The sequence below is a fragment of the Pseudoalteromonas sp. S1727 genome, assembly GCF_005886375.1.
GTDB lineage: Bacteria > Pseudomonadota > Gammaproteobacteria > Enterobacterales > Alteromonadaceae > Pseudoalteromonas > Pseudoalteromonas haloplanktis.
Window position 1 is genome coordinate 29954 of the sequence record NZ_PNDT01000085.1, and the last position, 25594, is coordinate 55547.

Annotated in this window: 17 protein-coding genes; 10 read left to right on the forward strand and 7 right to left on the reverse strand. The window is 37.5% G+C overall.

Annotation, left to right across the window (positions count from 1 at the left end; translation table 11 throughout):
- Positions 1–135: 135 nt before the first annotated feature.
- A complete protein-coding gene (locus CWB85_RS17010; protein WP_138555526.1) occupies positions 136–1542 on the forward strand; it encodes an alanine/glycine:cation symporter family protein in 1407 nt (468 codons plus the stop codon).
- Positions 1543–1609: 67 nt separating this feature from the next.
- Positions 1610–2650, forward strand: a complete 1041-nt coding sequence (locus CWB85_RS17015; protein WP_138555527.1) for a patatin-like phospholipase family protein — start codon at positions 1610–1612, stop codon at positions 2648–2650.
- 7 nt (positions 2651–2657) lie between these two features.
- On the opposite strand, the gene CWB85_RS17020 is transcribed toward CWB85_RS17015, so the two are convergent.
- From CWB85_RS17020 to CWB85_RS17030, 3 genes are all read right to left on the reverse strand, one after another.
- Complete coding sequence (locus tag CWB85_RS17020) at positions 2658–3341, reverse strand: hypothetical protein (protein WP_138555528.1); 684 nt, start codon at positions 3339–3341, stop codon at positions 2658–2660.
- 95 nt (positions 3342–3436) lie between these two features.
- Complete coding sequence (locus CWB85_RS17025) at positions 3437–3718, reverse strand: hypothetical protein (RefSeq protein ID WP_138555529.1); 282 nt, start codon at positions 3716–3718, stop codon at positions 3437–3439.
- A 223-nt stretch (positions 3719–3941) separates the two neighbouring features.
- Positions 3942–4505, reverse strand: coding sequence for a lipid-binding SYLF domain-containing protein (locus CWB85_RS17030; protein ID WP_016706550.1), 564 nt, complete (start codon positions 4503–4505; stop codon positions 3942–3944).
- Positions 4506–4637: 132 nt separating this feature from the next.
- Here CWB85_RS17030 and CWB85_RS17035 point away from each other — a divergent pair, with 132 nt between their 5' ends.
- Both CWB85_RS17035 and CWB85_RS17040 read left to right on the forward strand, forming a co-directional pair.
- On the forward strand, positions 4638–5849 hold the full coding sequence (locus tag CWB85_RS17035) for a tyrosine-type recombinase/integrase (protein WP_016706549.1): 1212 nt from the start codon (positions 4638–4640) through the stop codon (positions 5847–5849).
- Positions 5850–7046, forward strand: a complete 1197-nt coding sequence (locus CWB85_RS17040; RefSeq protein ID WP_138555530.1) for a cation:proton antiporter — start codon at positions 5850–5852, stop codon at positions 7044–7046.
- Positions 7047–7124: 78 nt separating this feature from the next.
- Here CWB85_RS17040 and ydiJ read toward each other — a convergent pair whose 3' ends face one another.
- Positions 7125–10172, reverse strand: coding sequence for a D-2-hydroxyglutarate dehydrogenase YdiJ (gene ydiJ / locus CWB85_RS17045; protein WP_138555531.1), 3048 nt, complete (start codon positions 10170–10172; stop codon positions 7125–7127).
- 151 nt (positions 10173–10323) lie between these two features.
- Here ydiJ and CWB85_RS17050 point away from each other — a divergent pair, with 151 nt between their 5' ends.
- Positions 10324–10533 (forward strand): PGPGW domain-containing protein, encoded by a 210-nt coding sequence (locus CWB85_RS17050; RefSeq protein WP_080571507.1) that lies wholly within the window; start codon positions 10324–10326, stop codon positions 10531–10533.
- A gap of 68 nt (positions 10534–10601) precedes the next feature.
- Here the strand turns inward: CWB85_RS17050 and ppsA are convergent, their stop codons facing one another.
- The gene (ppsA, locus tag CWB85_RS17055) at positions 10602–12977 is read right to left on the reverse strand and encodes a phosphoenolpyruvate synthase (RefSeq protein ID WP_138555532.1); all 2376 of its coding nucleotides are present in this window, start codon (positions 12975–12977) and stop codon (positions 10602–10604) included.
- A gap of 152 nt (positions 12978–13129) precedes the next feature.
- Between ppsA and ppsR the strand changes: the two genes are divergently transcribed.
- Positions 13130–13939 carry a posphoenolpyruvate synthetase regulatory kinase/phosphorylase PpsR gene (gene ppsR / locus CWB85_RS17060; protein WP_016706545.1) on the forward strand — a complete coding sequence of 270 codons (810 nt, stop codon included), beginning with the start codon at positions 13130–13132 and terminating at the stop codon, positions 13937–13939.
- Between the two features lie 106 nt (positions 13940–14045).
- On the opposite strand, the gene CWB85_RS17065 is transcribed toward ppsR, so the two are convergent.
- The gene (locus CWB85_RS17065) at positions 14046–15395 is read right to left on the reverse strand and encodes a class II 3-deoxy-7-phosphoheptulonate synthase (protein ID WP_029215964.1); all 1350 of its coding nucleotides are present in this window, start codon (positions 15393–15395) and stop codon (positions 14046–14048) included.
- Between the two features lie 1358 nt (positions 15396–16753).
- On the opposite strand from CWB85_RS17065, the gene CWB85_RS17070 reads away from it, so the two are divergent.
- Positions 16754–17629: a DNA replication terminus site-binding protein gene (locus tag CWB85_RS17070; protein WP_138555533.1), complete on the forward strand. Its 876-nt coding sequence runs from the start codon at positions 16754–16756 to the stop codon at positions 17627–17629.
- Between the two features lie 59 nt (positions 17630–17688).
- Here CWB85_RS17070 and CWB85_RS17075 read toward each other — a convergent pair whose 3' ends face one another.
- Positions 17689–18903 (reverse strand): hypothetical protein, encoded by a 1215-nt coding sequence (locus CWB85_RS17075; RefSeq protein ID WP_016706542.1) that lies wholly within the window; start codon positions 18901–18903, stop codon positions 17689–17691.
- Positions 18904–19676: 773 nt separating this feature from the next.
- On the opposite strand from CWB85_RS17075, the gene CWB85_RS17080 reads away from it, so the two are divergent.
- From CWB85_RS17080 to CWB85_RS17090, 3 genes are all read left to right on the forward strand, one after another.
- On the forward strand, positions 19677–20915 hold the full coding sequence (locus CWB85_RS17080) for an AAA family ATPase (RefSeq protein ID WP_016706541.1): 1239 nt from the start codon (positions 19677–19679) through the stop codon (positions 20913–20915).
- 15 nt (positions 20916–20930) lie between these two features.
- Positions 20931–21893, forward strand: coding sequence for a transcriptional regulator (locus CWB85_RS17085; protein WP_016706540.1), 963 nt, complete (start codon positions 20931–20933; stop codon positions 21891–21893).
- Positions 21894–22309: 416 nt separating this feature from the next.
- Positions 22310–25459, forward strand: coding sequence for a DEAD/DEAH box helicase (locus CWB85_RS17090; RefSeq protein ID WP_138555534.1), 3150 nt, complete (start codon positions 22310–22312; stop codon positions 25457–25459).
- The last annotated feature ends 135 nt before the right edge of the window (positions 25460–25594 follow it).

Here is a 25594-nt window from a genome sequence, read left to right on the forward strand (position 1 = left end):
ATTCTTTTTTAAAGTAGCAGCATCCAATAAGTGCTTGCTAATTTATACGATAAAGATAAAGTGATTGTAATTAAATATTCTTAAATAAAGAATTAATATTCTGAAGTTGTTTTATAAAAACTATAAAGGGAAAGCATGTTTGATTTGATTGTAGGCACCATTAACAACTTACTGTGGGGCGAAGGGCAAATACTCATTTACATTTTATTGTTTACGGGTATCTGGTTTTCAGTGCGTTTAAAGCTTATTCAAATCTTAAAATTTAAACACATGTTTTCGTTATTACGCACAAGCAGCAAATGCGATAAAAACGATATTAGTTCATTTCAAGCCTTGTGCACTGGTCTAAGCGCGCGAGTAGGCACGGGTAATTTAGCCGGTGTTGCCGTTGCGATATCATTGGGAGGCAGTGGCGCGATATTTTGGATGTGGATGATTGCTATTTTAGGGATGGCCACGGGGTTTGCCGAAAGCGTACTGGGTCAAGTGTACAAAGTGCGTGATAGTAACGGCGAATTTAGAGGTGGGCCTGCTTACTATATTCAACAAGGTATAGGCAGCAAAACTCTCGCCATCGCATTCGCTCTGTGTTTATTTTTAGGTTACGGTTTTACCTTCAGTGCAATGCAAACAAATACCATAACCGATGCACTTAATTACGCGTTTGAAATTCCAACCTTTTATTCTGGTATTGTTATTACCATTCTTGCTGGGTCAATTATACTCGGCGGCTTTAAAGCAATCGCCCGTTTTGCTGAGCGCGTTGTGCCCATCATGGGCATTGTATTTGTATTAGCTGCGGTGATCATCACCCTAATAAACTTCACCCAAGTACCTGCGATGCTTAAAGATATCTTTTTATCAGCATTTGGTTTGCAAGAAGCAGGTGCCGGCGCAATGGGCGCAGCAATTAAAAACGGTATTCAACGAGGGCTGTATTCAAACGAAGCCGGCGCGGGGAGTGTGCCTCACGCTTCTGCTTGCGCGACTCCAATCCCAAACCATCCCGTTACTCAGGGCTACATTCAAATGTTGGGGGTGTTTTTTGACACCATCGTACTGTGTAGTTGTACCGCAGTGATCATATTATTAGCTGATGTTGATATCAGTGGCGAAATGGAAGGCATTCGGTTAACTCAAGAAGCCATGACTGCACACTTAGCACAAGGCGGAGTATACTTTGTTGCAGCCGCTATTACCTTATTTGCATTTACCTCTGTAGTGGCAAATTATGCTTATGCCGAGAGTAACCTGCATTTATTTAAGCTCGATAATAAAATTGGGCGAGGTATTTATACACTCTTATACTTATCAATGATGATGTGGGGTGCATCGGCCACACTAAAAGAAGTGTGGGATTTAGCCGATATTGCGTTAGGGTTAATGACGGTGGTTAATGTTATTGCTATCATCATCTTAACGCCAACAATACTCGCTGTGACTGCGGATTATAATAAGCAAAGAGCAGAAAATACCGAGCCCGAATTTGATGCAAACAAGGTTAAAATTCAGGGAAAAACAGAAAAAGGTATTTGGCATTAACTCATTTTTAAAAACGTTCAAACTGAATACTTATGCAGTTTGAACGTTAAGTAGATTAAGATATTTGATGATTGAAATACACGCCGGTAAAACGGCTGCAAAAATAATAAACGAGCAAGGCTTAAAGCCTGAGCTTTTTACATCATTTTTAGGCGCAAGTGGTGGGCCAAAATGGTTCACCTTATTTGGATTAGATAAATACCTTTTTGGCGAATTTTTTAAAGGTAGAACGCAGCAATTAAACTTAATTGGTTCATCTGCGGGAGCATTTCGCGCGGCATGCTTTTCACAAAATGATCCTGTGGCAGCAATTACACGGTTAGCAAAATCCTACAGTGAAACTCGTTACGCGACCAATAAACCAAAACCAGCAGAAATTACATTAAAAGCACGGGCATTACTTGAAGATGTTTTTGGTGATAATGGCGTTGCTGAAATAATTAATAACCCTGTGTTTAAATCACATTTTATTGTCGCAAAATCAAATGGTTTGGTAGCCAGTGAGAAAAAAGCATTACAGTTACTGGGGTTAACCAAAAGCTATTTAAGTAATCGAGTGCATCGCCGCTTTTTAACCAAGCAATATGAGCGCTTTATTTATCAAGCACCAAATAGCGACTTAGCCATTGAAGACAGTTATAAATTTAAAACCACACAACTAGATTTAACGAACGATAATTTAAAAGATGCATTACTCGCATCGGGGTCAATTCCCCTTGTAATGCAAGGCATAAAAAATATTGCGGGTTCACCACCGGGTATGTACCGCGACGGCGGAATCATTGATTACCATTTTGATTTAAAAATTAACAACCCAGGGTTAATTTTATATCCACATTTTAATTCAACACCAAAAGCAGGGTGGTTTGATAAAAGTTTAAAACGCAGCGTCGCCCCTGAAAATTACGACAACGTGGTAATGATCACCCCGTCTCAAAAATTTATAGCCGGATTACCTTACGGCAAAATCCCCGACAGAACCGACTTCACTGATCTCGACGCCGACACCCGAATTAAATACTGGCGCACAGTATTCAGCGAAACCGAAAAGTTGGCAGAGGCGTTTTATCAACAGTTGACTAACGCAAAGCTAAGTGTGATTGTCTAATAAATAATCACTTGATATAGAAATGATTTTCACTGTAATCATAAAAATGTTTATTAGATACATTAATTTTTAAAATTGAATCAAAATTATTATTTATATATTCATCAACGAATAAAACGAGTCTAAATTCATCTTGAAGGGTAAATGGTTCAACAGGGCGTTTTCTAAGAAGATTCTGATCAAAAATAGATAAGTGCTCTTCCTCATTTAATTTATAAGAACCACCTAAATTACTTGAGGCTATAAATACAGGGGAATACTGATAAATTACCTTACCGAATATATACCTTTTTATATCAAGCTGTTTTTTTGCTTCAATTAGAATATTTTTTATAAATTTTTCAATATTATAAATACCGAATGTTTTAGGTCCGAAACCTCGTTTTGTTTTTTGCTCAATAGAAATACCATGAAAGGATATGATATAGGCTTTTTCAGGAGTTTCACCGATAAAACCTTCACCTTCAATTAGAGCAGTATTTGAACGACTTGATTCAAAAATAAGGGGTAAACTGATTTTTGATGTACTCAAACCCTCTAATTTATCTTCACGGGCTATATCTTCTTCAATATTTTGATAATAATGAGAAGTTCTAAGCCATAAAGACCCTGTATTCATTACAGAATCATATACTTCTTTTTCACATGTCCTAAATACTAATAATTGGTTAGTATCTGTTTTTATAAACATTTAGCTTCCTTTCTATTATTAATTCATATTATAGATACAATTCGATAATACAGGCTACATACTGATGTTAAACTAAAAATTGTGACAGATTGTATTTATCGTCCAAAATGTTTTTTAATTTGAGATGATTTTACTGCATCTTGCTGTCCACAATGGGAGCACTTGAAATTATAAACACCTTCACTACCACTTGTAGAGCTAAAATCCTCACCTCTGTATGCAAAGAATTCAGAACTGCAGGTATGACAATAAACCTCGAAAGATTGATATGTATACCCAACAATTTGGTTTTCAGAACCGTAAGTAGAAGACTTGATATATTCTCCATACTCTTTACGAATTGAGAGGTTTAGTAATACTAACGAATGTTCTTGCATATGGATTTCCTAATTTTTATTTGTATAAACATTGTACCATTAATTTGTTATATGTATATAGCTAAATGATATATGGGGTGAGTTTTACGAATAAAAGGTAGTTATCATGTATTGTTGTGGTATTCTAAATGGCCCATAAGTTATGTTATGTTAAATAGATTAAAGTAAATTAAAGTGGGCGTAGTTATACAAACTAGCCCACTTTTAGAGGGGTTTTAAAAGCTTAATTTAGCTCAGAATCTACCCAAAATTTAGTGCCTTTTAATACAGCTTGTAATGCAAGGCCATTTTCGGTTAATGAATAAACAGTAACTTGATCGGCGATAGCCTCAGCAGTGATTGCACCGCCGGTATCTTGGTATTTTGCGGCTGCGTCTGCGTTACCGCCAAAAGCCCAACCGTGCTCGATAAAACGATTTAGCGCGGCTTGATTATGAAAAACCATAACAACATTAAAATCTTTAACACCTAAACCAAGGCCTAAACCGGCTTCACCCATATTCATATATGTAGATTTTCCCGTTAGGTTATTTTTTACAACCCCATAGCCACCACCAAAACTTGCCAGTACCACATTTACATTGGCATTATCAAAGACTGCATAACCGGCTGCATTAGCAATTTGTTGTTTAACATCAGGTTTTTCTTTATATAATTTACTTAGTGTATCAGCACGCATGTTTTGCACTAAGTTACGTTTTTCAGTTGGTGAAGCGCTGCCCGTTGTAGCACAACCCGATAGCACTAATGTTAGTGCGGCTAGACTTAATATTATTAACTTTTTCATATGCTTTCCTTAAACAACCAAAGTTATCTTTTGAGTTAGGCTAATTTGCAACTGCGTTAAGTCCAATACTAGACAGTATCGGACTTAAAATATAGACTATAACTATCTTATTTTATTAGAAATAACTCAAATATGCTTGTAGCTTTGGTCGATACATTAAAACAATTACGGTATCAAATTGCTCATCTTGAAGATGATACACTGCAATCAGAATACCCAGAACTTGCCACCTTTATACAGCAAGTTGGCTTGACTGTCGCTGAATCAAAGCAAGAATTAGTTTTTTTGTACCAATTTCTTTATGTTTATGGCCGTAAATCAGAGGCGACGTTTAATCGTTTTCGCAATGAGCTTGAGCGCTTTTATTTATGGTCTTGGTTAATTGCACAAAAGTCAGTATTTGAACTAAAGCGTGAAGATATCGAAGCTTATGTTGATTTTATGGTTGAGCCAGATAAACAATGGACTATGACATCAGTACAATGGCGTTATAAAGATGAGCAAGGTATTCGTCGATTAAACGAAAACTGGCGCCCTTTTATGCTTAAAGAATCCATTGCCAGTCAACAAACATTAGCTGCTATGTTTACCGCATTAAATGTGTTTTATAAATTTGCCATTTTAGAAGAAAAAACGTTTGCTAACTTTGTTCCTGTTGTAAAAAAGAATAGCCCGTACTTAGTGGTGCAATCGCAGATTAAAATACCGGATACTTTAAGCGATATTCAATGGGAATATGTATTTGGGGTAACGCGTGATAAATGTGAGCATCAACCTGATTTAGAAAGAAATTTATTCACGTTAGCTTGTTTAAAAGGTCTTTATTTACGCATTTCTGAATTATCAGAGCGACCTCAGTGGTCACCAGTTATGTCACATTTTTGGCAAGACAATGATGGTTTTTGGTTTTTACGCATAATGGGAAAAGGTAATAAATTACGGGATGTAACGTTAAGTGATGATTTTGTAACTTATTTAAAACGTTATAGATTATACCGAGGGTTGCCCGCCCTCCCCCGTGTTGATGAGGCCGAACCATTAGTGCATAAAATTCGTGGTCAAGGTGGCATGACCGTTCGACAAATTCGTCGCCTAGTGCAACAAAGTTTTGATTTAGCAAAACAATCTTTACTTGATGATGGTTTTAAAGATGATGCTGAACAACTTGAAGCTGCCACTGCACATTGGCTTCGTCATACGGGAGCAACTCATGATGCACAAACACGCCCACTTAAACATTTATCAGAAGATTTAGGTCATGCAAAAATTGCGACCACCGATCAAATTTATATTCAAACTAATATAAAGGAACGTGCAAAGTCTGGACTCAAAAGGAAAATTTAAATGCAATACAGTATATTGGCCTGCGTTGGCTTAGCTTTTTTAATTTACTCACTTTCAATGCGACAACTTGAACGCGTTGAAATTACCGGCCCGATGTTTTTTGTTGTTATAGGTGGCGCAATTGCTTTTTTATTGCCTAATGAAACTGCTTATTTAAAAAGTGATATGGATCATTTGTTGCCACTGATTGAGTTAACCTTGAGCATTTTTTTATTCACAGATGCAGCGAAAACTAAACTATCTGTGTTAAAACATAGTTTTCAGTATCCTAGTTTATTACTTTTCGTTGCCTTACCGCTGACATTAATGGCAGGCATTGTTATTGCTAGTTTAATGTTTACCCAATTAACTTTGTTGCAAGCTGCCTTAGTGGCAATTATTTTAACGCCAACAGATGCGGCATTAAGTAAAGGCTTACTCAATAGCAGTGCAGTACCAGAAAAAATTCGTGAGGGTATAAATACTGAAAGTGGTTTGAATGATGGGCTTTGCGTGCCGATTTTTTTAGTGCTGATGTTATTAGCGCAAGAGCCAACGTCTACATTTTCTTTGGCTGATACCGTGCTGGTTTTTGCCCGTGAACTCGGTATTGCACTTATTATTGCAGTGCTAGCTATGGCGGTAATTATTCCATTAATAAAATTTGCAATGATGCGGCATTATTTTTCAAACAATACGAGTCCATTTCTAGTTGTTGGTATGGCAATGACTATATTTTCAATTGCCCAGAGTTTTCACAGTAGCGGTTTTATTGCAGTTTTTGTTGCCGGATTAATTTTTGATAAATATACAGCGCAACCATTGAGGGAAAAGCTCGTTGAAGATAGCGAACACATTGCAGATTTTACAGGTTTACTTATTTGGTGTTTGTTTGGGTTTGTTTGCAGTTATTTAGTGTTACCAAATATAAGCTGGACCGTGATTGTGTTTGCACTTCTAAGTACCACGCTGATCAGAATCATTCCGGTTATGTTATCGCTACAATTTACCAACTTGAAATTTAAAGAGCGATTAACGTTTGCATGGTTTGGCCCACGAGGTTTAGCCTCAATCGTTTTTACCTTGATGGTTATTGATACGGCTATTGAAAATAAATACCAAATAGCTACGATTGCGATGACCACCATTTTATTAAGTGTATTTATTCATGGCATGACGACTAAACCGATTGCTGCTAGTTTTTCAAAAAGAAAATAAATTTAAAATAACTTTTTACAGATAAAATAAAACGGCGAGCTACTTGAGTAGTTCGCCGTTTTTCTAGTAAGTGAAAAGTTAGGTAAGCTTTGCTGCTAGCAATTCAATTGGATGTTTCGGTTTAAATTTTTCGTAACGTTTTACCTGACTACGACAAGAAAAACCAGTTGCCAATAATTGTTCTGGCGAACTTTTTTCAACTACACCCTGCCAGCTCAGTTCGTATAAAGCGCGGGAGTTATTTTGGTTTTGAGCTTCGTGGCCATATGTGCCGGCCATACCACAACAACCTGTTGCCGTAGTAATAAGTGTTAAACCTAAATCAGAAAAAATAGTTTGCCAAACATTTGCAGCTTTTGGCAATGCCGTTGTTTCAGTACAGTGACTTAACAAAGTAAACGATGTGTCACTAGTTACTTTGTTTGCTAGCGGTTTAAATGATTGTGTCGCTAACCATTCATGAGCAAGTAGCACTTCAAAATTTCCGCGTTCATCTTCTAAAATAGAATTGTATTCATCACGGTAACACATCACTAAAGATGCATCTAAACCAACCAATGGCGCATTTATTTCTGACAATGAATTTAAAAATGCTGCGGCATTTTTAGCGGTAATTTTAAACTCATGCAAAAATCCTTTTACGTGTTGTGGTTTCCCGTTCGGTAAAAATGGCAATAGGATGGGTTTTTTGCCTAGCGCCGAAATAATTTTTATAAAACTCTCGACCAATTCTGCTTCATAAAAACTTGTAAATGGATCTTGAACAATCAATACATAGTCACTTTGCTGTTCTGCACTTAGTGACTGCAATTGTGCAAAATTAAACTGGTGTTGTTTTTTAATACGCTGTTTGAGTGACGGGGTACTGAGTAACGGTGTATCTACATAACCCACCGTTTTTTTGATCAACGAACTAGCAAGTTTAGTTTTTACAATTGGATTAATTACGCGTGAAAAGCGAGCCATAATTGGCGCGCTGTTTTCAATATTACCCACTAAGTAATCTTTCAGCGGGCGAGCATAATAACTATGGTAGTAGTTTAAAAAGCGAGACCTAAATGTAGGTACATCTACTTTTATAGGACAGGCAGTGGTACAAGCTTTACACGCTAAACATTCCTCCATCGACTCTTTTACTTCATGGGAAAAATCGTAAACGCCTTTTTTCTTATCACGACTGTGTTGATATCGTTCCCACCAAGTGATCACTTCACCTTTATTAAGCTCTTTTTCAACTTCTAATAAGTCGATGCCTTTAGTTTGTTGTAACCGTAGCCATTCACGCATTAAACTTGCGCGTCCTTTTGGAGAATAACGGCGATCCCCGGTAACTTTATACGACGGACACATGGGGGATTTTTCGTCATAGTTAAAGCAAATTCCGTTTCCATTACATGTCATGGCATTGTTAAAACTGGTTTTAACATCGACTGAAATTTGCCTATCAAACCAAGCTCGCTTTTGATCGTCAACACTGACTAGTGAGTCTTCACTGTCAATAGGAGTGCATATTTTACCTGGGTTAATACGATTGTTTGGATCAAACGCTGCTTTAATCCGGCGTAATTGATTGAATAAATGTTCTCCAAAAAACTCAGGCCCGTATTCACTACGATAGCCTTTGCCATGCTCACCCCACATCAAGCCACCGTATTTAGCTGTAAGTTTTACAACAGCGTCGGAGATCACCCGTAGTAATTTTTCTTGTTCTGGATCGCACATATCCAGTGCAGGTCGTACGTGTAATACGCCAGCATCAACATGACCAAACATACCATATTGTAAATTATGGCTATCGAGTAAAGCTCTAAATTCAACTATAAAATCAGCGAGGTTTTCTGGGGGAACTGCAGTATCTTCAGCAAATGCAAGCGGTTTTTGAGTCCCTTTTACATTACCTAATAAGCCAACTGATTTTTTCCGCATTCCATAAATCTTAAGAATGTCTGCTTTATCGCTGGTAAGTTGATAGCCTATAACACCATTTTTTTGTTGTGTTACGCAATCATCGAGTAACTTACATAATGTATCAACCTTGTCTTTAATGTCGTCGACTGATACAGCGTTAAACTCAACCATGTTGAGGCCTTGCATGTCTTTATTTTCAACATCGGTTATTAAGTCCGATACTGAATGCCAAACAATATCCTGACGTGCAAGGTTGAGCACTTTACTATCAACTGTTTCAACAGAGGTTGCCCGTGCTTCGACTAAAAATGGTGAGTGGCGCAACGCGGAATCAAAACTGTCATACTTAATGTTGATCAAGGTTTTAAATTCAGCAATCGGCGTAATGTTTAGTTTGGCTTCAGTAACTATACCAAGCGAGCCTTCTGAACCTGTGATCAGACGACTCATATCAAAAGTTTGTAAGTCATCACTTAGCGTATGCTCTAGGTCATAGCCAGTTAAGAAACGATTTAAACGCGGGAATTTGGCCAAAATTGCTTCGCGATCAGATAAACAGATATTCAACACCGTTGAATACAGTTTTCCGATTGTGGTGTCTTGCTCAGCAATCAGTTTAGCTTTTTCAATCTCGATTGGGCTGGTACACATTTTTGTACCATCAACTAAGAAAGTGGTAAGCCCTAAAACATGGTCGCTGGTTTTACCATATACCAATGAACCTTGACCAGACGCATCGGTATTAACCATACCACCTATGGTTGCTCGGTTACTGGTAGATAAGTCAGGGGCAAAAAAGAAGCCATAAGGGCGTAAAAAATCATTAAGTTGATCTTTGATAACGCCGGTTTGTACACGTACCCAGCCTTCTTCAGCATTGATTTCTAGAATTTCACGCATATAACGTGATAAATCAACAACAATACCAGGTGTTAAAGACTGACCATTCGTTCCTGTACCACCGCCTCGCGGGCCAAATGTTAACGATAAAAACGGATCGTGAGCAGCTGTTTGTAGGGCAATTTGGATGTCTTTTTCGTTTTTTGGAAAAATGACCCCTTGAGGTAATTGCTGGTAAATACTGTTATCGGTTGATGCTGTTAGACGGGTGCCGTAACTTGCATCAGTATCGCCAGTAAATCCTTGTTTAGTTATTGTTTTTAGGTAACTTGCGACTAATTCGGTCGCGGCATCTTGTTGGCTTATTGTTGCTATCATGACGGTGATAAATTAAGGCATTTGCTCGATTATATCATGCTAAAGCGCAATAGAAATTGAAGATTTTACAGTTTGTAACACTCTTTTTGTCGTAATAATAAGCAAATTACTTATACTCATGTTTAAACGCTTAGTTACTCGGATTTATAAAATGAAAAAATGTTTATTAATATTGTTAGGTAGCCTGTGTATGTTATTGGGATTATTTTTTGCTGTAGTACCTGGGCCATCATTGATATTTTTTATTGCGGGTTTAATGTGTTTTTCATTTTATTACCCTAAGGCACGGCATTATTTGCGATTATGTCAAAAGGCACTGACAAAATCATGTGCATTCTTAGATAAGAAATTAGCCCGTTAATCTTAGTGATAATAAAAAACAAAAATGCCAGCAAAGTAGCTGGCATTTTTATGACTGAGCTTAGCTCGTTATTTTGCTAATTTTTTAGCAAGGTATAACCAAGTCTCGATCACTGTATCTGGGTTTAGTGAAACAGAATCAATACCCTGCTCTACTAACCATGCTGCAAAGTCTTCATGATCTGAAGGCCCTTGACCACAAATACCTACATACTTGCCTTTTGCTTTAGCGGTTTGAATTGCCATAGATAAAAGCTTTTTAATAGCAGGATTACGCTCATCAAAAAGATGTGCAATTAAGCCTGAATCTCGGTCTAGTCCGAGTGTTAACTGAGTTAAATCGTTAGAGCCGATAGAAAAACCATCAAAGTGCTCTAAAAATTCTTCAGCTAATAGTGCGTTCGAAGGAAGTTCACACATCATGATCACTTTTAAGCCGTTATCGCCACGTTTTAGGCCGTGCTCTTCAAGTAATTCAATTACGCGTTTACCTTCTTCAAGAGTACGAACGAATGGGATCATGATCTCAATATTAGTCATATCCATTTGGTTACGTACACGTTTTATAGCTTCACACTCAAGAGCAAAACAATCACGGAAATCTTCTGAGATATAACGAGCAGCGCCACGGAAACCTATCATTGGGTTTTCTTCTTCTGGCTCGTATTGCTGGCCGCCAACTAAGTTAGCGTATTCGTTTGATTTAAAATCAGACATACGAACAATTACACGCTCAGGTGCAAATGCACAACCTAAAGTAGAAATACCTTCAACCAATTTTGAAATATAGAACTCTACAGGTGATTCGTAACCTGCAATCATGTCAGTTATTTCTGCTTTTAATGCATCAGTTTGTGCATCAAAATTTAGCAATGCTTTAGGGTGAACACCAATCATACGGTTGATGATAAATTCAACACGTGCTAAACCAACACCTGCATGTGGTAAACGTGCAAAATCAAATGCGCGATCAGGGTTACCAACGTTCATCATGACTTTCATTGGTAGTTCTGGCATTTTATCAACACGTGAGGTGAGAACTTCGAAATCTAAAATACCTTCGTAGATGAAACCGGTATCACCTTCGGCGCATGATACTGTAACATCTTGACCCGCTTTAATTAAGTCAGTTGCGTTGCCACAACCAACTACAGCTGGAATACCAAGTTCACGAGCAATGATTGCTGCATGACAAGTACGGCCGCCGCGATTAGTAACAATCGCTGCTGCACGTTTCATGATAGGTTCCCAATCAGGGTCGGTCATATCTGTTACTAAGATATCGCCAACTTGTACTTGGTCCATTTCGCTAATTGAATTAAGAACACGTACGGTACCTGAACCAATTTTATGGCCGATAGCACGTCCTTCTACAATCACGTTGCTGCTGCCATTTAACTGGAAGCGCTCCATGACATTAGTATCTTCGTTTGAGCGAACTGTTTCTGGACGTGCTTGCACGATATAAAGTTTGCCATCGTTACCGTCTTTGGCCCACTCGATGTCCATCGCACGGCCATAGTGTTTTTCGATGATCACAGCTTGCTTGGCAAGTTCTTCCACTTCGGCATCTGTAATCGAGAATTTGTTTGAAAGTGAGGTATCAACATCAACAATTTCAACTTGCTTACCGTGCGATTCATCTGCAGAGTAAATCATTTGAATGGCTTTAGAGCCGATGTTACGGCGCACTACTGATGGTTTACCTTTAGCAAGTGTTGGTTTATGAACATAAAATTCATCAGGGTTAACTGCACCCTGCACTACCATTTCGCCAAGACCATAGCTTGATGTTACAAAAACGACATCTTCAAAGCCTGATTCTGTATCGATACTAAACATGACGCCAGAAGCTGACTTGTCAGAACGAACCATGCGTTGAATACCCGCAGATAATGCAACACCACGGTGATCATACCCCTGGTGAACGCGGTATGAAATGGCTCGGTCGTTAAATAATGAAGCGAAAACATGTTTGATAGCGACCATTACAGAGTCAATACCACGAACATTTAAGAAGGTTTCTTGTTGACCTGCAAATGATGCATCTGGCATATCTTCAGCGGTTGCTGATGAACGTACTGCGAATGAAACATCTGCTGTTGCGTCGCCGTGGAGTTGGCTGTATGCATCGCGGATTGCTTGGTCTAAATTAGGTTGGAATGGTGTGTCGATGATCCATTGGCGGATATCAGCACCTACTTTGGCTAGTGTGTTTACATCATCAACATCGAGGGTGTCGAGGATATTGTGAATTTTTGCATTGAGTCCTGATTGCTCTAAAAACTCATTAAATGCGTCGGCAGTTGTAGCAAAACCACCTGGCACTTGTACACCAGCGTTAGCGAGGTTAGAAATCATTTCACCAAGTGAGGCATTCTTGCCACCAACTCGTGGAACATCTTGCATACCAAGCTCTTGATACCAGAGAACGTATTCTTGCACGGGTCTTTCTCCAAAAAACAAATTGTCGTATTAACTGTGAGAGTTAAGAAAGAAAACCTTCTAAAAAGGTCCCCTTCATTCTACACTGGCAATAGACCTTACGTAAACCGTAAGGACCCCAATTTACTCTTTAACGTAAGAAAAAGGTTAATATGAGAACTGCATTTTATATTTCTGACGGCACAGCCATTACTTCTGAAGTATTTGGTCATGCGACTTTGTCTTTATTTCCCGTCGAATTTAACCATAAAACTATCCCATTTGTAGAAACTGAGGCAAAAGCTAAAGAAGTAAAAGCCTTAATAAATGCAACATCGCAACGTGAAGGTGAAAAACCCCTGGTATTTTTTACCTTTGTGAATCATACATTAAGTGAAATAATTCGTTCTGCAGATGCTGTAAGTTATGATTTTCTCACTACATTTAGCGATAAAATTCAAAATGAGCTGAAAGTGGCTCCTGTACCAAAAGTGCATCGTACTCACTCAATGCACGAAAAAAGCTATGACTTTAGAATTGATGCGGTTAATTACGCGTTAACTAATGATGACGGTGCGAACATTAAAAACTATGCTGAGGCTGATATTATTTTAGTAGGTGTAAGTAGAAGCGGTAAAACACCAACGAGCTTATACCTTGCACTACAATACGGTATAAAAGCAGCAAATTATCCGCTTACAGAAGATGACTTGGAAACAGGTAAATTGCCGGATTGTTTAACTGCATATAAGCAAAAGTTGTTTGGGCTTACTATTGACCCTGTTCGGTTGGCTGATATTCGTCAACGTCGGATGGCAAACTCTAAATATGCATCGCTTAAGCAGTGTCGGATTGAAGTTCGTGAAGTAGAAATGCTGTACAAAAAGCATAAGTTGCCTTATTTAAACTCAACACACCATTCTGTTGAAGAAATTTCAGCAAAAATCATTTCTGATACAGGGCTTGAGCGTCGTAAGTACTAACTATATCCAAGCCAACTCAAGATGCAGATTCAGCCTTTACAGGGCTTAATATTAGTATCGGACATAAAAAAAGCCGCTGTTGCGGCTTTTTACTTTTGTATATAGCTTACTTTCGAGCGTCTTTTAACAGATCTGCCACTAAGAAACCAAGCTCTAATACTTGGTCAGCATTTAAGCGAGGGTCACATTGCGTACGGTAACGCTGTGCTAAATCATCATCCGATAACCCATAGGCACCACCGGTACATTCAGTTACATGTTGACCTGTCATCTCTAAATGAACACCACCGGCATATGAACCTTCGGCTTTATGTACAGCGAAGAATTGGCTGATTTCACGTAGGATGTTATCAAAGCTACGCGTTTTATAACCCGAAGTCGCTTTTTCGGTATTACCATGCATTGGATCTGAGCTCCAAATGACTTTACGGCCTTCTTGTTGTACTTTACGGACAAGTGCAGGTAATTTTTCTGGCAGCACGTCTGCGCCCATTCGTGTAATTAACGTTAAACGACCTGGGATGTTATCTGGATTCAATGCATCAATTAAACGAATTAAGTCATCAGGGTCCATACCAGGACCTACTTTTACGCCAATTGGGTTTTTGATGCCTTTAAAGAACTCAATGTGCGCATGATCTAATTGACGGGTACGTTCACCAATCCATACAAAGTGTGCAGAGCAATCATACCAATCACCTGATAAGTGATCACGGCGTGTAAGCGCTTCTTCATAACCCAGTAGTAACGCTTCATGAGAAGTATATAGGTCAGTTTCTTTTAAGCTCGGTGCAATTGTTGAGTTAATACCGCACACTTCCATAAACTCAAGAGCATCTTGGATTTTATCGGCAAGTTGTTGATACTTTTCTTTTAGAGGATTTGCAGCAACAAAGCCCATATTCCAACGGTTTACCTGATGTAAATCAGCAAGTCCACCTTGTGCAAAGGCACGTAACAAGTTTAATGTTGCAGCACTGTGGTGATAGGCTGTCATTAAACGTTGCGGATCGGGAATACGTGCTTCTTCAGTAAACTCGAAGTTGTTAATAATATCGCCACGGTACGAAGGTAGTGAAACACCATCGATAGTCTCTAGATCAGCAGAACGTGGTTTTGCGTATTGACCCGCCATGCGAGCAATCTTAACAACAGGACACTTACCGCCATATGTTAAGACTACGGCCATTTGTAAAATTGTTTTAAAAGTGTCACGAATGTTAGCTGCATTAAAATCACTAAATGATTCTGCGCAATCACCGCCTTGAAGTAAAAAGGCACGGCCTTCACATACATCTTCTAGTTGCTTAAATAAGCTACGGGTCTCTTCTGCGAAAACCAATGGCGGTGCACTTTTTAATTGGCTTTCAACAGTTTTCAGTGCTTCTTGATCCGGATACTGTGGCTGCTGAAGTATAGGGAGTTCTCTCCAGCTATTTGGGTTCCACGACTGCATATTAATTTCCTCATTCCTACATTTACCTGATAGGTGAAAATTAACGTATGCAGTGGCCCTGTTCAAGGACTATATTCGCTAATTATCAATTATTTAGTTATGAGATAAATATTATTGAATTTTACTCGTATTTTATTGGTTTTTTTTAGCCTAGAAGGTTTTTATTCTTACTAATAAGCCAATGTTTTTTAAAACATTTATATTATTTAACTCCTTCCCACGCATTGTTTTTCGAGTAAGTTGCACAATACAACCGTAAAAGAACACATCATACTATATATTCATTGCTATGTAATCTTGTCTTTACAGCTAGCTTTGATTTATTTTAATACCGTTGTGGATGGTTTTGTTTTTATGTGCTAAGGGTGGTGTAACTTGTGATCAACACGCTAAAATAATCGTCATCCAATTTAAAAGGAACCTACTCATCATTGCTCGTGTGTAAATCTTTATATTGTAGAATGATAATACGCGGTTACAGCACTATATATACTCTCTGCAAAGTTGCGACTCTTGAATAGCCAAATCATGATTAGGAAGACGTTTCTACAACAATATTACCCCAGTAAGCATTAACTAGCGTCGTGAGGAACTATATAACAACTTCCGTTACTACTTAAATATTACTACGGAGTGTAAAGCCCTTTGTTTTTCACCAGTATTACTTTGTTTGCTAAGTTGGTGGTATTAAGCGGATTTATGTACAGCTTACAGTTGGACAATGCATACATCCAGGCTTCATGAATATTAATTACGCCACAGAACCTGAGGAACTAGATTTTCCAAATAGGGTTGAAGTCCTCGCTCAACACGTTGTCAGCTTCTCGATATTAATAATCATTGTTTAGTTGGTGAATTACGTTAAATGATGAGTGATAACACAGTATATATGTTAAATGCCACCACCTACTCTCTAGGCCTTACCAAGCACTGAGTTGTGTTTTACTAACTTTTGTCTTACAGCTTTTTACTTTTGTTTGTATGCTAGATTTGTTTCCAATCTCATTCTTGCACAGTTTTAGCTTAATGATTACGACAAGCTCTGTATTATTCCTACCATACACCTTTAAAGTATTTTGTTATATCTGCTCTCGTTAATAAATCCTTTTTGATTACATTTTAACTCAATACATAACAGCCACTTTATGGGTATTTTAATTTAACTCTCAGTTGCCATGTAAGACAAGATTTATTTAAAAGACAACAAAGAACACATCATACTTTATTTGAATACTAAAATAAGCTTAACACTGAGTAAAACTTGACTAAAAATAATCAAAAGGAATGTGCGAAGGGTAATTTAGAATCTTTATTCAGTATGATAGACTGCTGTTATCAAATCAGTATGATGTGTTCTCATGGTAACTAAAGTACAAATTCGAAGTCAATTCGATTTGCTCAATGATTTAACAAACTTGTTTATTGATGAGCTTCAATCTTGTGGCTACAAAAAGGCTGAATATTATCAACTACCCGATGTTGAAAGTCGTGATGAGAAGGTTATTCCTCAATCTATTCAGGTAAATAAAATCACCGGTGATGAAGCTCACAGATCAATATTAAATTCGTTTAAAGATATATATAAAAAAGCAGACCTAAGCAGTCGCGTTTTAAAACGTCATCCTGGACTATTGGTAATTGATAATGCAGATCAAGAACAACTTGTTGCACGTATCCAACAATTAAATAGAGCAAAGGCTTCATTTAAAGAATGTATTTTAGCTATCGATAACAATGATGCACGCTTTGAAGCTGTCCATAATGCCATCCCAAATTTAATTACGCTTGCTGCCTATCGTAAAATCCATTTTGAAGTAAACTCCCCTTTTTCAGTTCGCTTTACGTGGATGCATAAGCATGCAACAAAAACACTTACCAAAAAAATGGCACTTGCTATGCTCGAAAAATCAGCGGGTTATTCTAATCCGCGCATGATAGACCAACACAGTTGGCAAGCGCTCGTAGCTCAAGAGCAATTAAGAGTTGCCAGTTTAGGGGATAAAGACAAACTCAGAATTCGTCGACCAACTCGAGTTAGCCCTCAAGTCAATGTCAGATACACGGCAGAAAACCGTTATCACGTAAGTGCTGCCTTACCGTTTATTTTGATTAATCCTGAACCAGATGTAAAACTTGGTACATTACCAGACTATCAAAAACCTCAAAGCCACCCACGAAAGCGTGAATATGATTTTCTTGTTGATAGATTATACTTGGAGCAAGTTGAAAAGTGATTATGTTAAAAAGGCCGCTACATAGCGGCCTTACAGTATCATTACGTAATTTATAAAAATCAATCTTCTACTATAGCTTCAATTTTATCTTCATCAATTAAAACTGCATTCTCAACAATACGTTTCCCACCTTGAATTTCAATACGTTTGTTATGCTTGTTTAAGGTAAGTATTTCATCGCAGAATTGATCCGACGGATGCATCTCATAGGTGTAATCAACAATATTTCCGGTTTTATCATCTTTCACATTAGTGATGCTATATTCCGAAATAGCCCCTTTCTCAATAAGGTCTTTCATTGTTGTGGTCATATCACGGCGCAATGCTTTTAACTTATTTTCAGTAATATCATCGGTCGAATATATTGAACCATATTTTTCCATGATAGAAAGTAATCTGAAGTGATATGTTTTACCTGGTGCTGCATACCGCCATAAATGATAAAGGCGAAGCATCATCCATCGGGATAAACCCCGTTTTAATTCTTGTGCACTGTTAAAATAATACCCTTTGTACTCAAGATTATCGATCATGTTATGAACAAACGCATTCAAACATGCCACACACTTTACGTTACCGCCCTGCCCTTTTTTGCCACTAAAATGAAGTGACGACAAAAAGTTCATATTCGACTCATAAAAGGAGTCATCGATATCTGTATTTTTGGTATCTGTCGCAGAATACTTAAATGATAATTTTGAACCTTGCAGTGCTTCTAATGCTTCTTTAATTTGCGGGTAAGGCATAGACTGGCCAACCGCTTTAAGTTCTTGGGCCAATTCGTTCATCGAAAAAACCACAGCATATTGAATACCGGACTTAAAATTAATTTTAACGATTTTGCCTTTTGATGCTAAACGAATAAGAGCACGCTCAACTTTTTCTTCACGATCTGATGGCCAAACTAAATATTCAACATCTTCACCATCTTTACGACTACTCACTACAGCAGGTGTGATCTTAATTTCACCATCATATAAAATTCCATCAACCTTCTCTGATATTTTTCGAGTGATAATGGTTTTTTTCGGGGCTTCTTCTAGAGGTAATTTTTTATGACCAGAGCGAACAAAACGTCCCCACAAATCATAATGATTGAATGTATTTGAATAGGCACGTAAGCCATGCGCTGCATTTTCTAGCGATACGCGTACATCTTTATTATCTGTAAATAATGCGAGGCTTTCGTTATCAATTGCACTTTCCACCCCGTGGATCTGTCCCCGTAATGTATCGGGCAAGTTATCTACCGAGATGTTGACCTTTCGGTTCATTGTTCTTATTTCCAAATTTGTTGCGACAGCTAATAACAACACATTAAACTGTAAAAGTTAAATGTTTAAGTTAGTATAAACTTGATCTGAGTTTAAAATATATTTTCAGATCACTTTTTTACTAACATAGCATGATCTTTGATGTTTTGAGATCATTTTTTTACTAACTGAGCGGTTATAAGTCTAAATTTTACTAACTCAACTAAATTTTTGTCCGTTTATTTTCATTTTTTACAATAAAATACACGACATAATCATGTGTTTTCTAATTAGGCTGTGGATAATTAGTCGATCAGTTAGCATAGATCTGATCTATACCTACTACAGATCAGATCTATACTAATTAAAGTCATTATTTTTAGCTGAGCTAAGTGGATAACATCTTAATTTGCTTAGTAAAAAATTGATCTGAACAGCATTTTTTGTGCATAATACTGTGCTCAAACTGTGCATAACTCAATAGCTAAATTTCTACTTAGTAAAATAGCGATCTGTCAGTAACTAAAGATCTGATCTTAACCAAGTATAAACCTGATCTGCTTTTTTTACTATTATTTATATATTTCATATGGTTATATGTAAATATTAAGCTCTTAACCTTTACTACCTTATATATTTAACCACCTTTAAACTTCTTTATTTATACTAAGCGATTTTAAATTTTCAATAAGTTTATTTAATGTCTTGTTATTAAAAGCCATGTCGCCTTAAATAGTTGTTTACAGTCATTTGAATGGACATTATACTAAAAGCCTAACTTTGAGGAAGAAAGTATGTCAATTCATAATAATGCGCTCTCCACTTATCGGCTTTTAAAAGCAACTGCAGAAGTAGCAGAAAAATCATTAGCAGGACGTATTCAGCATTATCGTGCCCATTTAAAATCAGAAGAAAAAGAACTGCGCACCTATACCCAAAAAGCAGCCGCAGATCTTTTAGGTTGTAATAATCGTACGTTAAAACGAAGACATGATAATGGCGATTTTGATGAACTGAATATTAAACGAGGTGCTAACGGTCATTATGCTTATACCTTAGTTAATATTTTTGCCATGGCAGATATCATGGATATTCAGCCTGATCACCGTAATGTAGATGATAAATTACAAGTTATCGTGATTAACTCACTTAAAGGTGGTTGTGGTAAAACCACTAGTATGGTTAATATTGCAGCTGCCTTAGCGACTACAAACATCAAGCGCTATCGTATTGGTATTATTGATTTAGATCCACAAGGTTCTTCTTCAAGTTTTTTCCCACCTAGTGAGCCTGAGCCAATCACTGTGGGTGATTTAATGCGTGACTGTATTGATTTAGATGCTGATGAGACTTGGCAACAATTGGTTACAAATGCATTTTTACCTACGCATATTCCAAATATTCGTATATTACCCTCTGGTATGGACGATTTTTACTTTGAGCACGAAACAGCAACCTTGTTAAAAGATAGCTCAAGTTATGATGTTACGCGTCATTATCATAAATTGCTCGAAAAAGTAATTGAGCCTGTTAAAGATCAATTTGATATCATCTTAATAGATACGGCACCATCTCTTAACTTTATGTTTTATAATGCTTTAATGGCTTCAACAGCTATGCTTATTCCTGTTCATCCTGAAGCTGTAGACTTTGATGCAAACAATAAATATCTTAAACGATTAGGTGAAATTTATCATACTGTGGCTTCTTTAGGTCATGAGGGCTGGGATTTTATGCAATTTTTAGTGACTAATTACGTTAAAGGTAATCACTCACAACGTGACATTGTAAAAGATGTTCGTAGTGCATTCGGTCGCCAAGTAATGAGTTATCCTATTAATCATAGTTCAGCAATTACCGCCAGTTCATCATCATTTAATACCATTTTTGATCAAAAAACATCTGACAGTCTTGCCAGCCGTGAGTCTTTATTGCGTGCGCAAGAAAATATCAAGGATGTGGTCGATGAACTTGAAATGTTGATCCGCTCAAATTGGCTTTCAACCCAATCTCAATTGAATGAACCTAAGTAAGGTAGTTAACAAAAAATGGCTAAAAAACGTAAAAATGACACCAGCTTAGATCCTTTTGCAACTTCGATTGGTAGCAGTAGTTTAGATGAGTTGTTAGAGCAAGCCAGTGCTGGTGATGTAATTAAAATGCCTGCACCAAGTGATCCAAACCGCCAGATCACGCTTGTTTGTAAAGTGATCCCTCATGCAGAAATTGAAACTAGCACTAAGGTCTATGCTAAAAATCGCCGCGTACAGATCCTGTTAAATGAAAAATCAGTGGCTGATATTCTTCCTGCAATAAGCGAGGACGGACGTAATCAACACCCAGCCCTATGTTGGGATAAAGGCGATGAAACCTTGGTACTGGCCGGTTCACGTCGTCGTATGGCTTGTATTTTAGGTAACGCCGACTATATGGTTTTAAGTTCAACGGACTTTACCGAACAGGATGCTAAGATTTTAGCAATCTCTTCGGATCAATATATTGCTCCGAGCTTATGGGAGCTTGGTCAAGCTTATCAACAAACTAAAGATGAATTAGTTGAGCAAGGCAAAAAAGGGTCATACCGTGAAGTAGCAGCAATTGAAGGTGTGTCACATACTGCCATTGCCGATGCAATTAAAGCCTATGAGAAGCTTCCTGCAGCTGTGCTTTCGTTATACCCCACTGCTAATCATGTTGGTCGAGAAGTCGCCAAAAAGCTTATAGCAGCTAAAGAGCGAGATGAACACGCTTTTAATCAACTCGTTAATCAATTAACTGATGATATAAGTTTAGATGAGATCACAGGCGATGATAAACGTGCTATGGCGATCACTAAATTGCTGACCACTGAGCCACAATCAACTCAACGTCGTGAGGCTTTGTTAGAAAATGACTATATCAGTGTGCAACGTAATTTAAAAAGTGGTGATGTCTCCATTAAAATTGATAATAAAGTGATGACAGACAAACGCTTAGAGCAATTAACTAAGTTATTAAATGCGTTTAATTAGTTGATAAAAGTCTGATCTGAAGGTGAGGTTTAGTTAGTAATATACTGATCTCCCTCCTTCATTAAGTTAGTAAAATAATGATCTAGAGTGTATGAAATACCTATTTTTTAACTCTCAGATCATTTTTTTACTAACTTATACCCCTTATTTTCACTTTTTGCCGGTAAATAACTTATCGCTTAGTAAAAATATGATCTGTAAACCCCCTCGTTTCTTGCTTAGTTGTTTATAACTTGTGTGTTAGTTGTTGGTTAAATGTGATTAACTAAAAAAGTAGCCAAATATTTTTGTTGAGAACACTTTTTTACTAAGTTCTCAGATCCAACCAGTCTGATTAAACATTTTAATGCTTTAGCTCAACGCCGATAAATCATATACTGGTGAAATTATTTTTGATTTTTACTGCCTTGAGCAATATGTCTGCTAACTTATCTAAAAATGACTTACTCGCTATTTTCGAAGAGATAAAACAAGAACAAGCTACTCAGTTCCCTTTATCTGAACGGTTTATTAAACAACTATTTAAACCGCATGTGCTCAGTAAAGCAAAAGAGTATGTCGCAAATGGACAAATTAACTGGTTAGAGCACAATCATGATTTTTCTGTGATTGATGCGTCGATGCTAGGCAATCAAGGTACAACATTTTCTCAGCATATTGAAATCAGAAAATTAGCCAATGGCTTTGCTGTTGATCGTCATTGTTCTTGTAATGCTAAAACTAACTGTCGACATTTAGCTGCAGTGTTGTTGAAACTTAAGATTGATCACTCAGGTGATTATGGCCAAGATTATATTATGAATGATTGGTTTACTGAGCTTACATCGCTTAAACAAACCCAATCACAATCTGCAAAAAATGTTTTATTGTTTGTACTCGATGTGGAAAACTCACGAGTTATATTGACTCCTAAAATTGCTGCATTCTCTGCTGAACATAATTACACCCTTGGCCGCAACTTAACTGATCAACAGCTTAATAGTTTTGTTACTCCTTCGGATTTACTCGAAGCTGATTTTCGTTTGTATAGTTGGATACGCTCGCAAAATGCGCTTGGTAACCTTGAGCTTAAAGGGCAATGGGGTTTTAATGCATTACAACAGCTACTCAGTTCTCAGCGTTTATTTTTTGGACGCTCAAGACAAGCAATTAAAGCGGATAGCGCTGAGGATCTTATTTTTTCTTGGTCACACAAGAATGACCTGACACAGCTTAATGTATCTATTAACAGCAGAGACTCTTGGTTATTATTAAAAACTACACCACCGACTTATCTTGATACTGAAAAATTGCGGATTGGTCGTTTACGCACCCCATTGAGCGGCGAAGAGGTTGCACATATACGTGCTATTCCAGCAATTCATACCGCCAATTTTGATCGAGTATATAAACAGTTAGCGGCTAATTTTGGGGATGGCGTGATCCCTCATTATCAACAATCTGAGCGAAAAAGAATAAAGCGTGTCGCTGATGCATCAGCGGTTGTTGAAGTTAGTAATACCAATAATGATTTAAAGCTAACGCTTAACTTTAATTATCAAGATCAGCATTACGCTCCTAATAAGGCTCCTGTACACTTACTTAATAGCTCGCTTGAAAATACAGTGATAACTGAGCTTACAAACCTCGGCTTTACACTCTGTAAAGGGGCTTTACAAAATGAATTTATATTTAACAAACAATCAGTTATACATCAGCATTGGTTTAAGTATGAAGTCATTCCAGGCCTTAAACAACGTGGATGGAAAGTAACTGATAAAAAGCTAGTTGTTAAAAAGTCGCTCAGCAGTGTTGGCTTAGAGGTTAAGCGCGGTAAAGGTCATCAAATTGTTAGTAAAATATTGATCCCAGATGTTAAAGCTTCACTCGTGCTTGCTAACGATCACCCTGAGTTTGAATCGTTAAACCGCCAAAGTGAACACTTTTATTATTATGCGAGTGGCAAAAAGTTTGGCGTTATAAGTAAAGCTGCTTTCAATGTGTTAGCTGATTTTAAGCAACGTTTTGAGTTTATAAAAACCCGTGACGAATTACTAATGCCACTGTCCTTTTTAGTGCATTTAATTGATTGCAGTAGTTTAGATATTACGCTTGTTGATGATCATTTAGAGTCCTACCTTACTGAGCTTAATAGCTCTGAAACCGATGACAGCATCTCTTTGCATGGCCTAAATGATGGTGTGAAATTACGTGAATATCAACAACAAGGCGTACAGTGGCTGCAGTTTTTAAAGCGTCATCAATTAGGTGGAATTTTGGCTGATGATATGGGGTTAGGTAAAACGTTGCAGGTAATTGCATTTTTAGCGAACTCCCGACAACGAGAACAAGCAGGGCCTACCTTGATTGTGTGTCCAACCAGTCTGATTAGTAATTGGCAAAATGAAATAAGTAAATTTGCCAGTAGTATTAAAGTTACCACTATTTTTGGAGCTGCACGTGTCGAGCAATTACAGCATCTAGCCCAGGCTGATTGTATTTTGACGACCTACCCATTATTGAAGCGTGATATCGCTTATTATGCGCCGCTATATTTTGAGAATATTATTCTTGATGAAGCGCAATATATTAAAAATGACAGTGCACAAGTAACCCGTTTGGTTAAGCGGCTAAACGCACAGTTTAACTTGTGTTTAAGTGGCACGCCAATTGAAAACAACTTATTTGAGTTAAAATCATTACTCGACTTTGCCATGCCCTCTTTACTTGGCTCGCAGACTCATTTTAAAGAACATTTTCAAACACCTATAGAGCGAGATGCTGATGTTGAACGTGCTAATGAACTTAAGTCATTAATTCTCCCATTTATTTTGCGTCGTACTAAAGCAGAGGTTGCCCAAGAACTGCCGTTAAAAACTGAATTAGTAAAAGAGTTTGAGTTTGAGGCTAAACAACAAGAGCTCTATCAAAGCATCACTCATTCATTAGAACAGAAAATAGTCGACCTATTTGCTTCACAAGGCGCACAAAAAAGTAAGTTGGTGTTTTTAGAAGCTTTACTAAAATTGCGACAAATATGTTGTCACCCTCGTTTACTCGATGAAAGTACTACGGCCAGAAGCGCAAAGCTTGACTGGTTAAGTACACATTTACCAGTAATGTTAGATGAAGGTCGTAATATTATTATTTTTAGTCAATTTACTTCAGCCCTCGATATTATTGCTGAACAGCTAGCCTCGCTTGGTATCAATTACAGCTTATTAACTGGGCAAACAAGGCACCGCGATAAAGTGATTGCAGAATTTACCAGCGGAACAAGCTCAGTGTTTTTGATTAGTTTAAAAGCCGGTGGTACAGGACTCAACCTTACCCAAGCAGATACCGTGATCCATTTCGATCCTTGGTGGAACCCCGCGGTTGAAAAACAAGCGACAGATCGTGCCTATCGCATTGGGCAAACCAACCCTGTCTTTGTCTATAAATTAATTATGGCTAATTCCATAGAACAAAAAGTATTTAAAATGCAGCAACATAAGCAAGCACTCGTTGATGCACTATTTACTGAAAAATCAATGAGTTTTACTAAGTTTGATGAAGAACAAATGCTGTCTTTAATTAAAAGTTAGAATAATCTATAAAAAATTGAATTTTTTCTGAACTAAATTTGACTTGCTTAGTCTATTACTATGCTTGTGGTTAAATTGCAGTTTACCCAAGCATCATGTTGATTTCCCATTTGGTTACTAGTTTTAGTAATGATT

Coding starts and splice junctions, on each gene's coding strand:
- CWB85_RS17070 (WP_138555533.1), top strand. CDS start 16,754: ATGGTAACTAAAGTACAAATTCGAAGTCAATTCGATTTGCTCAATGAT.
- CWB85_RS17080 (WP_016706541.1), top strand. CDS start 19,677: ATGTCAATTCATAATAATGCGCTCTCCACTTATCGGCTTTTAAAAGCA.
- ydiJ (WP_138555531.1), bottom strand. CDS start 10,172: ATGATAGCAACAATAAGCCAACAAGATGCCGCGACCGAATTAGTCGCA.
- CWB85_RS17090 (WP_138555534.1), top strand. CDS start 22,310: ATGTCTGCTAACTTATCTAAAAATGACTTACTCGCTATTTTCGAAGAG.
- CWB85_RS17025 (WP_138555529.1), bottom strand. CDS start 3,718: ATGCAAGAACATTCGTTAGTATTACTAAACCTCTCAATTCGTAAAGAG.
- CWB85_RS17065 (WP_029215964.1), bottom strand. CDS start 15,395: ATGCAGTCGTGGAACCCAAATAGCTGGAGAGAACTCCCTATACTTCAG.
- CWB85_RS17035 (WP_016706549.1), top strand. CDS start 4,638: ATGCTTGTAGCTTTGGTCGATACATTAAAACAATTACGGTATCAAATT.
- CWB85_RS17085 (WP_016706540.1), top strand. CDS start 20,931: ATGGCTAAAAAACGTAAAAATGACACCAGCTTAGATCCTTTTGCAACT.
- ppsR (WP_016706545.1), top strand. CDS start 13,130: ATGAGAACTGCATTTTATATTTCTGACGGCACAGCCATTACTTCTGAA.
- CWB85_RS17010 (WP_138555526.1), top strand. CDS start 136: ATGTTTGATTTGATTGTAGGCACCATTAACAACTTACTGTGGGGCGAA.
- CWB85_RS17030 (WP_016706550.1), bottom strand. CDS start 4,505: ATGAAAAAGTTAATAATATTAAGTCTAGCCGCACTAACATTAGTGCTA.
- CWB85_RS17020 (WP_138555528.1), bottom strand. CDS start 3,341: ATGTTTATAAAAACAGATACTAACCAATTATTAGTATTTAGGACATGT.
- CWB85_RS17075 (WP_016706542.1), bottom strand. CDS start 18,903: ATGAACCGAAAGGTCAACATCTCGGTAGATAACTTGCCCGATACATTA.
- CWB85_RS17040 (WP_138555530.1), top strand. CDS start 5,850: ATGCAATACAGTATATTGGCCTGCGTTGGCTTAGCTTTTTTAATTTAC.
- CWB85_RS17015 (WP_138555527.1), top strand. CDS start 1,610: ATGATTGAAATACACGCCGGTAAAACGGCTGCAAAAATAATAAACGAG.
- CWB85_RS17050 (WP_080571507.1), top strand. CDS start 10,324: ATGAAAAAATGTTTATTAATATTGTTAGGTAGCCTGTGTATGTTATTG.